The sequence below is a fragment of the Sporosarcina sp. resist genome, assembly GCF_014302295.1.
In the GTDB taxonomy this organism is placed as follows: domain Bacteria; phylum Bacillota; class Bacilli; order Bacillales_A; family Planococcaceae; genus Sporosarcina; species Sporosarcina psychrophila.
Window position 1 is genome coordinate 2,253,227 of sequence record NZ_CP060287.1, and the last position, 10,990, is coordinate 2,264,216.

Genomic DNA, 10,990 nt, shown 5'->3' on the forward strand with positions numbered 1-10,990 from the left:
TAGAATATACAGTTGCAAAAAAATGCACCTATAATAATCATTTCTACTTTTTATGTCCTTTCTCTATTGAATTTTTTTGGCACAGCTTGCTTATGTGTGTAATAAAAAATAAGTCATTACCACTCTCAAAAAGCGGAATCCTTGTGGTATTCTATTTTATCTGATAAATGGTATACTAATAGGAAGAAATGAAATTGCTTTACTACCATTTAGGGGGTTCATAATGATTAATTTTCCGAAACCAACAGTCGAGCAATTTTTCCGTACGTATACGATTACAAACTTTGCAGTAAGTAGCGATGAAAAGCGATTAGTGTTTAACGCTAATTTAAATGGCAAAATGAATTTGTGGGCGATGGATTTGCCGGACACTTATCCATATCTGTTTGCTCATAGGGATGAATCATGTAATTTTATAAAATTCGATCCAGAGAACCGGTATGTGTTAGCGGGATTTGATAAGGATGGAGATGAGAATTATCAAATTTATGCGATACCGAACGAAGGTGGATTGCCGCATCCACTTATTACAGGAGATGCATCTGAAAAGTATTATTTTAGCCATCTGAGTGGAGACGGAAAGTGCGTGTACTATGAGACATCAAAAGAGAATCCATCTTTTTTGAACACGCGGATTCGTAATTTGGAAACAGGAGAGGATAGACTGCTGAATGTCGGAGAAGTATCAACTACCGAACTAGCTGCAGTATCCGAGAATGAAGAATCATTTGTTTATTTACGAGCATTTGCCAATACATATATCGTTGGCTTTGTAAAGATGGGGGAAGAGACCTTCAACATTACACCGGACCCAGAGAAGGTCCATGTTGCCATGGAACCAGTTTTCACAGATAATGAAACAATTTACTTTGCAACGGATTACGACAGCGACGAAATGTATTTGGCTAAGTTCGATTTGACATCCAAAGAGTTTTCCAAAGTCCTAGCCTTTGATGGGGAAAGTATTCAATCGGTTAAATGGGATAAGGACAACAAAGCGTTCTATCTTATCACTGTCAAAGGTGTTACAGATATTTTATATCGGTATGACGTTGCCACCGACAAAGTTGAAGAATGCTCGTTGCCTGTTGATATCATAGAACAAATACAAGTGGCGAAATCGGGAAATCTTTATATATTAGGACGCAGTGCAACCGTACCACATAATGTCTATCAATCGTCTAACGGTGTAGAGTGGAAGCAATTGACGAACAATCGTGTCTTGGGATTAAGTCCAGAGGATATGGTGGAGCCAGACATTGTTTCCTATACAAGCTTTGATGGGATGGAAATCGAGGCTTTATTGTTCAAAGCGAAGCCCGAAAATGATAACGGTTATACGATTTTCTGGCCACATGGTGGACCGCAATCAGCTGAGCGGAAAATGTTCCGTTCGATGTTCCAATGCTTCATTAATAGAGGCTATACAATTTTTGCGCCGAACTTCCGTGGAAGTACAGGATATGGATCGGCATTCACAAAGCTAGTTGAGCTGGATTGGGGCGAGGGACCAAGACTTGACTGTATCGCTGGAATCGAGTGGTTGTTTGAAAGTGGGTTTACAGACCGAAATAAGCTGTTCCTTGTCGGCGGTAGCTATGGCGGATACATGGCACTATTATTGCATGGGCGACATTCAGACTATTTCAGAGCAGTTGTTGATATTTTCGGGCCGTCTGATTTATTTACCTTCATCAACTCTGTTCCACCACACTGGAAGCCGATAATGGAACGATGGCTTGGGGATCCCGAGCGCGATAAAGAACGTTTCATCAAAGACTCACCTGTTACTTACTTAGACGGCATGGTAAAGCCTATGCTTGTCATTCAAGGAGCAAAAGATCCACGAGTCGTCAAAGAAGAGTCTGACCAAATCGTTGCAAAATTAAAAGAAAAGGGCCGTGATGTCGAGTATCTCGTTTTGGAAGATGAAGGACATGGGTTCTCGAAAAAAGAGAATGAAATTAAAGTATATAGTTTGATGCTGGCATTTTTGGAAAAGCATCAGGCGTAGATTATTAATTCAATACGAATAGCCGCTTTGAGAGATGGAACTCCCAATCTTAAAGTGGCTATTTTTTTCATTATTCCGTGGCACACGGCGTTGAAATTTAACCTAGACAAACACTAATGTATTGATTCACACACAAATTAGTAAATCGATAGGAGATCGTTCTATGGACATAAGAACAAGCACTTGGCCCAAAGGCGTAGTTTACAAGAACTATTGAAAAGTAATATTTCCTGTCATACCAATAATTGCATGATTGGATTCAGTCAATGCTAAGCATTCACATCCTCCCGTTAGACCTGCTTAATAGGTATCGAAAATTAAAATAACGTGATTAGTCTTTAGATTTTCACGAATTATAATTTAATGTATTAAAACACTCTATTGGCAGAAGATAAGAACAAGTCTTAGCGATTTACGGATGAATTGTTTTTATTGTGACCATTCCTGAAGGTATCATCCAGACAGCACTCGGGAAAGATCTTACGATGAGAAAAAAGAACATTTCATTAGTGATTGCGGCGGCGATTAGTTTATAAAACGGAATAGTAATATGGAGGAGGTGTTAATTCATGAGAGCGATACAACGGATTGCTTTGGCATTAGTAATTATTGGTGCTATTAACTGGGGTTTAATTGGGATTTTTAAATTTGATTTAGTAGCATCAATATTTGGTGGGCAAGAGGCATTTTTGTCAAGGGTGATTTATGTTCTTGTTGGTCTAAGTGGACTGGTTTGCTTAGGGATTTTGTTTAAACCAATGGAAGAAGTAGTTGAGGATACAAATCATCGCAACTTTAACAATCTCAACTACGACACAGAATTCGGGGAGGAGACAGACTTTTCAAAAGAACAGGTATCAGTCGAAAAGAAATCTGTTGAAAATAATATTAAGGGTAAGAGTAAAGGTTCTTCAAAAAAGAAGAAATAATGGAAACAGAGTGAAGTTGCGATATTATTGGAAATATCCCTGTCTATGTCAACAGAACATAGACAGGGATATTTATTTGGGAAAAAGTATCTGATACAAATACAAATTGGTATTTCATCCGAACTAGGAGCCAGAAATTCCGGATACCGATAAGTAATTGATATCGGGAAATTTTTAAACCTTTATATGTTTGCATCAATTTTACGATTAAGAAAGCTACGTCAAAGGAAGCGCTATATAAAGTCGATATTGAGGATGCATTGACGAATTCAAATTTTGCTTAATCAAATCGGCCGAGGTGATTTTTTATAATCAGTGCGATGAATGCCAATCCTGAATCGTCATTTTCTGTTTAATAATGAAAGGCGAATTGAAACAGATACTGGCTATGATTATGTATGAGACAATCTCGAATTTACGTCCATTACTTTTACTTGGCAATCGGTTTGAATTCAGATTTGGCGAGCGAAGAGCGGACCTCGAATAATGCCATTCCATTTATTATTCGAGGTCCTCTGAAAAAATACAGAGTAATTGCAGCCGAGAATTTCACCCTTTCTATGTATTACAATGCCCAATTGAACAAGCAAAGAATGATGATCTATCGCTCTGAACAGTTACGTTCATTTTCAAAATAACTAAAAGGCTATGCAGAAACTACAGTTGCATATTAATAATTAGAGTATCAGGTATGTAAGTGAATGTCTGGTATCTTTTGTATGTTTATATGGATATGTGAGTTGATAGTAATTTCGCATAAAGAAAATGCCTTACTAAAAACCGAATAGAACTCGTCTACAAACTGAAATTCTATCATATAATCAGAAGGTATTGTCTGGAAATTTAAAAAAGGGTGGAGGGGTGTTTAATGGAGGATTTTGTAAATGGACTGAATAACATTTTATGGAGTACGCCAGTCATTTATATTTTACTTGGGGTCGGTTTATTATTTTCTGTATTGACGCGTTTTTTGCAGGTGAGGCACATTAAAGAGATGGTTACATTGATGTTTCAGGGGAAAAGTTCAAATGCTGGTATTTCCTCCTTCCAGGCGTTATCGATTGCACTTTCCGGGCGGGTTGGGACAGGTAATATTGCGGGTGTGGCAACGGCAATTTATTACGGAGGACCAGGAGCTGTCTTTTGGATGTGGGCAATCGCTTTCATTGGGGCCTCAAGTGCCTTTGTTGAATCCACACTAGCACAAATATACAAAGTGAAACAAGATGGACAATATCGCGGTGGTCCAGCTTATTTTATTGAGAAAGGGATAGGATGGAAGTGGTTTGGAACTCTATTTGCAATTGCTGCTCTAATTGCGATGGCAGTCCTCATGCCAGGTGTCCAATCCAATTCAATTGCCGTTGGGATGAATAATGCATTTAGTATTCCCCAATGGGGAACAGGGCTTGTAATTGTAGCTATCTTAGGTTTCATCATTTTAGGTGGAGTCAAGCGAATTGCGAACGTTGCACAGATTATCGTTCCATTCATGGCATTGGGGTATATGCTGGTTGCACTCGTAATTATTGTAATGAATATCAATCTATTACCTGAAGTCTTTGCATTGATTTTTAAAAGTGCTTTTGCCATAGATTCCGCTTTTGGCGGTATCATTGGTATGGCGATTATGTGGGGCGTGAAGAGGGGAATATTTTCAAACGAAGCAGGACAGGGAACTGGAGCTCATGCGGCCGCGGCGGCAGAAGTATCCCATCCAGTCAAACAAGGTTTGGTTCAGTCTTTTTCCGTCTACATTGACACATTGTTCGTCTGTTCAGCGACAGCATTTATGATTCTATTTACGGGAATGTATAACACACAGGCAGAGGATGGAACATATATCGTCAATAATATCCCTGGTGTAGAACAGGGTCCAGGATATACACAGGCAGCAGTTGACAGTGCTCTTCCTGGTTTTGGAGCAGGCTTTGTAGCCATTGCGCTCTTTTTCTTCGCTTTTACAACAATCATGGCCTATTATTATATTGCAGAAACAAACATAGCTTATTTAATACGAAAAAAGAACACGAAAATGGCCATGCTCATATTGAAAATCGTCATTCTAATCATGACTTTTTGGGGAACAATCAGAACGGCAGAGTTGGCCTGGGCACTTGGAGATGCGGGTTTAGGTATTATGGTATGGCTGAATGTCATTGCGATTTTACTACTGACCAAACCAGCGCTACTTGCCTTGAAAGATTATGAAAGTCAGAAGAAATTAGGGCTTGATCCTGTTTTTGATCCCAAGAAGCTGGGCATAAAAAATGCTGATTTTTGGGAAGAGGATTATAAGCAGGATTCCGATGATCGTTTATGAACCTAAATTTAATAACATAGTATGTATTTGGTATTTAAAATCATACAAAAGAGAATGGAATCGGATTCTAACATAATTCAGAATTAGGTTCCGGAAATATAGTTAAAATCAGCCATTTATGTGAATGGCTGATTTATTTTTGTGTTTTTATTCTTTTAAATGAAATTGTTAGTCATTTACTGTCATGAGACGGTCCTTATATATGTGGGCGAATACGGTAAATTTAGTGTGGTAAAATAGGGTAAGCAATGATCTGTGGAGTTGAACGGAATCAAGAGCAAACAGATTGTTTACGATGTAAATGGAGGAAACAATATGAGGCTGAATCAATTTATTAGTTCATCGGGGCTTTGTTCCAGGCGAAAGGTCGATGTGTTGATAAAAGAGGGGAAAGTGACTGTGAATGGGAATCAGATTTCACTAGGACATGTGATTTGTGAAGGGGACCGGGTAGAAGTGGATGGGCAACTTATCAAAGCGAAAGAAAATGATATTTATCTTATGCTCAATAAACCACCGGGTGTGACGTGCACCTCGGCGAGCCGAATTGAAGGGAATATTATCGATTTCGTCAATTACCCGGAAAGGATTTTTCCTGTTGGACGTCTAGATAAGCAGTCTGAAGGGTTAATTCTTCTGACGAATGATGGCAGCATTGTAAACGAGCTTTTACTGGAAGAAAATAATAATGAAAAAGACTATATGGTCACAGTTGATAAAAAAATAACGGCGGCGTTTATAGATGAAATGGCTAAAGGCGTGGAAATTTATAATCCTAGAAAAAAGGGGAATGTACTAACAAAGTCGTGTAAAGTCATTCAAATAGATGATAATTGCTTTAGAATCACCTTGTCACAAGGATTGAACCGACAAATTAGAAGAATGTGTAGACGGTTTCAAATTAATGTCACTCGTTTACAACGTGTGAGGATTAAAAAACTCCCCCTTGGTACGTTAGCTCTTGGTGAATGGCGTCAATTATCGAAAGAAGAAGTAGCTGGGTTAAAATGAAAGGTTGTATGATTAAATGCATATTCACGGGAGTGTATATACAACATTTGGACATACTATAATTTGAACTAAAAAATTGTAGTATGTCTAAATGGAGGTGAAAGAACTAATGACGAAAAACAAAAATAGCAATAGTGATCACAATAACGATAAAGGGAAGAAAGCCACTAGTGTAACGCCTCAAGGTTATGGAGATACTGAATTCGCTGAAGAGCCAAAAAGCAAACTGGAAGAAAGAGCTAAAAAGAAAAATACCAAATAGACTTTAGGTGTTCAACACATTGGTATGACCAGATAGAAAATGCCCTGTCTCGAAACAAGAGACAGGGCATTTTCATTTTTACTATAAAAGACTATTTACGAATCACAGGACTTGTATTTTGTTCCGTTGGTTCTTATTTTTTCGTATTTGATAAATAGCAATCAGCAAAATGAACCAAACAGGAGTAATGAACAAAGCAACACGTGTATCTTCTGCAAGTGCTAGTACGACAAGAACGAATGCAAGGAAAATAAGGATTAAGTAATTGGAAAATGGATGAAGTGGCATTTTAAACTTGTTCACTTTCGCAAGGTCTGGTCTAGTTTTACGGTATTTCAAATGACAGATGACAGTTATTCCCCAAATAAAGATGAAACACACTGTAGAAATACTTGTAATCAGTGTAAATACGCCTTCCGGCATCACATAGTTCAAAACAACAGCGATCAGAATAATAACGGTTGAAAAGAACAGTGCATTGGAAGGGACTTTGTTGGTAGTCAGTTTTGTAAATGGTACAGGTGCATTATTATCTTTAGCTAGCGAGTATATCATACGGCTTGTGCTGAAGACGGCGCTGTTACATGCCGAAGCTGCAGATGTTAGGACGACGAAATTAACGATACCAGCAGCTGCAGCGATACCGACTGCAACGAAGACTTGGACAAACGGGCTTTCCAGTGGATTGATAGCATTCCACGGATAAATACTCATAATAACAATCAGAGCACCGATATAGAATATTAAAATCCTAATAGGAATATTATTGATTGCTTTCGGGATAACTTTTTCCGGGTCTTCGGTTTCCCCTGCTGTCAGTCCTACAAGTTCAATGCCTACAAATGCAAATACAACCATCTGGAATGATAGGATAAAGCCATGAATGCCATTAGGGAACATACCACCGTGGCTCCATAGATTAGAGAAGCTGGATGGACCTGAATCGGTAGAAAAACCTTTTATAATCATGAAGATTCCGATAACAATGAGTCCAAGAATCGCGATGATTTTAATTAATGCAAACCAAAATTCCATTTCGCCAAAAAGTTTAACAGTTGCAAGATTCATAAATAGCAAAATGACAAGTGCAATTAATCCTGGCATCCACTGTGGCACTGTAGGGAACCAAAACTGGGTATACAGACCAACGGCAGTTAAGTCAGCCATTGCGATTGAAATCCAGCAGAACCAATAAGTCCAGCCTGTAACGAACGCAGCCATATTCCCCATATAGTCTTGTACAAAGTCAACAAAAGAGTTATATTCCAAATTGGTTAAGAGCAGTTCTCCAAGTGCGCGCATGATTAAAAAGCAAACTATGCCTGTAATCAAATAAGCAAATAAAATGGAGGGTCCTGCTAAATGAATCGACTTTCCGGCACCAAGGAATAATCCTGTTCCGATTGCTCCCCCAATGGCAATTAGTTGTACGTGCCTGTTTTTTAGGCCTCTTGCCAATTGTTGTTCCTGCATACGAATTTCCCGCTCTCTACTAGTTATATGTCTTGTTTAAAATATCTTACAATTGCAAATTAATACCCTAATGAAAGTTTAACACGTTTTCAGTTAACCGAACAATAGAGGGGTTAATAGTCATTATATTGCGATAAAAAAGTTTTATCCAAAACTATTCTAGGTCTCTGCAGTAATGCTTCTTTATTGTTTTATTTTGAACTTCAAACTACGCTTGATTCTGAAGAGGTTGGTATAGTGAATTGAAAGAACCAAATTCACCGGACTAGGCTAAAATAGGACATAAGTATAAAAAAGCGTACCGATTCAGCAACTTTTGCTGTCCAATACGCTTTTACAAGACATGATTTTCTGTTTCAATAAATGTTCCGGAAACCGAAATTGAATTCGTTCCAGTTCTGAATTTCATATGTAGGTTTAGCGGTAGTTGAGTTTTTCTTTTGTTGCGGATTGAACCAACAAGTATCGATACCAAAGTTATTTCCGCCTTGAATATCAGATGAAAGTGAATCCCCAATCATTAGGACACGGGACTTGTCTGTTAGTTGCAATTTATTGAATGTATACTCGAATATCTTTGACTGTGGTTTTTGGTAACCTGCCTCTTCAGATGTAATAATAGCTTCGAAAGAGTTTTTTAAGACTGATCCACCGATTCGAGCTAACTGAACATCTTTAAATCCGTTCGTCAATATCGCCAATCTGGAACCTTTAAGGCTACTCAGCATTTCTGTCACACCGTCAATAAGATGAACTTCTTTACCCAAGTTATCAAGATAAGTTTGCCCAAAAACTTCCGCATTCATATCGAGGCCGTGTTGCATGAACAATCGCTTAAACCTTTCTGTTTTTAACTCCATCAGTGTGATATGCGCTTGTTCCAAATCATCCCATAGCAACTTGCTGATTGCGTTGTAACTATCCCTATAGTCCTTCAACCCATTCGGAAAGCCGTTTGATTCGAAAGAGTGAGTGAACGCACGTTTTTCTGTTTCGCCAAAATCAAACAATGTATCGTCTAAATCAAATAAAAACACATCATATATCATAAAAATTTCATCCTTTACAAATTAAAATTTTCTATTGGATGATAGTATAACATGGTTTACACTTTTAACATCAGCAATAATTGGCACACAGAACTAGTTCCATTCATTAAAAAAGTGCGACTGCAGAACTAGCTCATCTGCACGCGCACTTTTTAGATTTTCGGAAATAACTTTCTTGCTGCTATAAATAACCAAGTACATAAGATGAAAGGGAACGTTAGCGCAGGCAGACCAAGTGGATCGAGAAGGAACTCCAATCCTGCAGTAATTGGAACTGTCAAGGTGGCAGCTACTATTCCAGTCAGCGGCGTTTTTTCTGGTTTATTATCAAATACGAGACTGACGGCTATGATTGTCAAAACAGCGTTGTAATTATATAAACCTAAATTCAATGATTGCGCATCTACACCCATAAAATAAGCAGCAAGCCAGGATACAAACGTACCGATAATTGCATAAACTCCAAATCGCCAACCTGCCAAGAAAAGCCCTACAAGAATTAGGGAGCCTGTCAAAAGAGAGTCAATGATGAAAACTTCACCGATTCCTTTTATCAATCCAACTAATAAAGTTGGCGTTCCCTCAGTTTGTAAATTCCAACGCGCGGGGGAGCTGATGACGAAACCAGGATCCATGTGAAGCACGTCGGTCCTGTAAGTAACAAGTAGCCCAATCCAAGTAATAAAAACGAACGGCACTGTTAGTATAGGGATTCCCCATTTAGCAATCCATTTCGTTAGTATAGCCATTGATAAAGAAGCAATTGCAGCGGCAATCAGTGCAATCAGCCAGCGATTTCCCCCAGTTAAAAAAAGAACTGCCGCCATTCCACTTAGAACGGAATTAAAACTGTAAATTCCAGCCCGAATCAGCGAATGATCTCCACCGCAATACTGCGCGGTTAGGGTTCCTATTATAGAAGAAAGAAAAGCCATTAGACCAAGAAATGGTGAATGAAGCGTAATCCCCATTAGTATTAAAAACCCTGAAAAAGCATTATCAACTAAAATAACTTGCGAAAAGCCTTTTAATGACGCTGAAATAAGAATTATAAACTTATTAAGAAGTGTGGGATTTGAATTAATTTGCCGCATTTGGACATCTCCTGTTTATTATTTGCGTTAAAGAGTTCATAATTAGTTGTCCAATGAGCGCAAAAAATAGTGATATAAAGTAACTTTTAAATACTATTTAAGTATAGTACCACGAAAAGGGCTTTACTTATACAAAAAAAAGTGTAAAATGTTAATTTGTAAATAAAAACTCATTTAGGAGTGTCCAATGAAATTATCAGAAAAAAATGTTCTGATTGCCACAGGCGTATTGTTTGTAATTGTTGTCGCCATGTTGAACCTTGGTAATAATGAGACTGCTAAGCAACTTGAGAATCAGTCTAATATAGAAATTTCTTCATCATCCTATAATGTGAATGATGGAAAATTAACATTGGGATTCGAGAAACCGACTAAAGAATTTGAATTAGCACGTATAACGATAATTGATCAGAACAGTAATTCGTTTAACGGAGAGCCTACGAAGCAGAAAAATTATATACTAATTGATGCCTATATCCCTGAATTAACTAAAGGGGATTTATTAAATATAGTAATCGAAGAAACTATTTCAACAAAGGAATTAAAGATCGAGTACAAGATTCCTGAAAATATAAGTATCACGATTTAATTATAAGTTGAAGACATTCGAGGGCTTTTAGGTGCAATATCCTTGTCTTCATTATAAGATTGAAAAACCTGTGACTGATTGTTTCCGAATATGGAGCAATCAGTTTTTAGTTGTCCAAATATAGGTCTGGAAATGTGGCCTTTATAAATCAGATTAACTGTCACCTCTATTAGTAATTGAACCAATTGAGTGATTGTATACATTTATCCTGAATACAGTGTCATACTTAAGAATAGACCCAATTTA

At 37.8% G+C, this 10,990-nt stretch carries 9 protein-coding genes; 6 read left to right on the top strand and 3 right to left on the bottom strand.

Annotation, left to right across the window (positions count from 1 at the left end; genetic code table 11):
* Positions 1 to 223: 223 nt before the first annotated feature.
* The 5 genes from H7992_RS11095 (at position 224) to sspL (ending at position 6,539) form a co-directional block, all read left to right on the top strand.
* Positions 224 to 2,014, top strand: coding sequence for a S9 family peptidase (locus tag H7992_RS11095; RefSeq protein WP_187047573.1), 1,791 nt, complete (start codon positions 224 to 226; stop codon positions 2,012 to 2,014).
* Between the two features lie 569 nt (positions 2,015 to 2,583).
* Positions 2,584 to 2,943, top strand: a complete 360-nt coding sequence (locus tag H7992_RS11100) for a DUF378 domain-containing protein (RefSeq protein WP_067208613.1) — start codon at positions 2,584 to 2,586, stop codon at positions 2,941 to 2,943.
* Positions 2,944 to 3,811: 868 nt separating this feature from the next.
* Positions 3,812 to 5,266, top strand: a complete 1,455-nt coding sequence (locus H7992_RS11105) for an alanine/glycine:cation symporter family protein (RefSeq protein ID WP_067208616.1) — start codon at positions 3,812 to 3,814, stop codon at positions 5,264 to 5,266.
* Positions 5,267 to 5,581: 315 nt separating this feature from the next.
* On the top strand, positions 5,582 to 6,277 hold the full coding sequence (locus H7992_RS11110; protein WP_187047574.1) for a pseudouridine synthase: 696 nt from the start codon (positions 5,582 to 5,584) through the stop codon (positions 6,275 to 6,277).
* Between the two features lie 109 nt (positions 6,278 to 6,386).
* A complete protein-coding gene (sspL, locus tag H7992_RS11115) occupies positions 6,387 to 6,539 on the top strand; it encodes a small, acid-soluble spore protein L (protein ID WP_187047575.1) in 153 nt (50 codons plus the stop codon).
* Positions 6,540 to 6,641: 102 nt separating this feature from the next.
* On the opposite strand, the gene H7992_RS11120 is transcribed toward sspL, so the two are convergent.
* The 3 genes from H7992_RS11120 to H7992_RS11130 all read right to left on the bottom strand — a co-directional run bounded on the left by H7992_RS11120 (position 6,642) and on the right by H7992_RS11130 (position 10,155).
* Positions 6,642 to 8,012 carry an amino acid permease gene (locus H7992_RS11120; RefSeq protein WP_067208625.1) on the bottom strand — a complete coding sequence of 457 codons (1,371 nt, stop codon included), beginning with the start codon at positions 8,010 to 8,012 and terminating at the stop codon, positions 6,642 to 6,644.
* 356 nt (positions 8,013 to 8,368) lie between these two features.
* Entirely contained in the window at positions 8,369 to 9,061 is a 693-nt protein-coding gene (locus H7992_RS11125; protein WP_067208628.1) for a YjjG family noncanonical pyrimidine nucleotidase, read from the bottom strand.
* Positions 9,062 to 9,213: 152 nt separating this feature from the next.
* Entirely contained in the window at positions 9,214 to 10,155 is a 942-nt protein-coding gene (locus H7992_RS11130; protein WP_187047576.1) for an urea transporter, read from the bottom strand.
* Between the two features lie 187 nt (positions 10,156 to 10,342).
* Here H7992_RS11130 and H7992_RS11135 point away from each other — a divergent pair, with 187 nt between their 5' ends.
* Entirely contained in the window at positions 10,343 to 10,744 is a 402-nt protein-coding gene (locus tag H7992_RS11135) for a hypothetical protein (RefSeq protein WP_067208634.1), read from the top strand.
* Positions 10,745 to 10,990: the final 246 nt, after the last annotated feature.

What these genes read in the sequence shown, in the direction of transcription:
- H7992_RS11100 (WP_067208613.1), top strand. Translation starts at nt 2,584, where the DNA reads ATGAGAGCGATACAACGGATTGCTTTGGCATTAGTAATTATTGGTGCT.
- sspL (WP_187047575.1), top strand. Translation starts at nt 6,387, where the DNA reads ATGACGAAAAACAAAAATAGCAATAGTGATCACAATAACGATAAAGGG.
- H7992_RS11120 (WP_067208625.1), bottom strand. Translation starts at nt 8,012, where the DNA reads ATGCAGGAACAACAATTGGCAAGAGGCCTAAAAAACAGGCACGTACAA.
- H7992_RS11130 (WP_187047576.1), bottom strand. Translation starts at nt 10,155, where the DNA reads ATGCGGCAAATTAATTCAAATCCCACACTTCTTAATAAGTTTATAATT.
- H7992_RS11110 (WP_187047574.1), top strand. Translation starts at nt 5,582, where the DNA reads ATGAGGCTGAATCAATTTATTAGTTCATCGGGGCTTTGTTCCAGGCGA.
- H7992_RS11125 (WP_067208628.1), bottom strand. Translation starts at nt 9,061, where the DNA reads ATGATATATGATGTGTTTTTATTTGATTTAGACGATACATTGTTTGAT.
- H7992_RS11105 (WP_067208616.1), top strand. Translation starts at nt 3,812, where the DNA reads ATGGAGGATTTTGTAAATGGACTGAATAACATTTTATGGAGTACGCCA.
- H7992_RS11095 (WP_187047573.1), top strand. Translation starts at nt 224, where the DNA reads ATGATTAATTTTCCGAAACCAACAGTCGAGCAATTTTTCCGTACGTAT.
- H7992_RS11135 (WP_067208634.1), top strand. Translation starts at nt 10,343, where the DNA reads ATGAAATTATCAGAAAAAAATGTTCTGATTGCCACAGGCGTATTGTTT.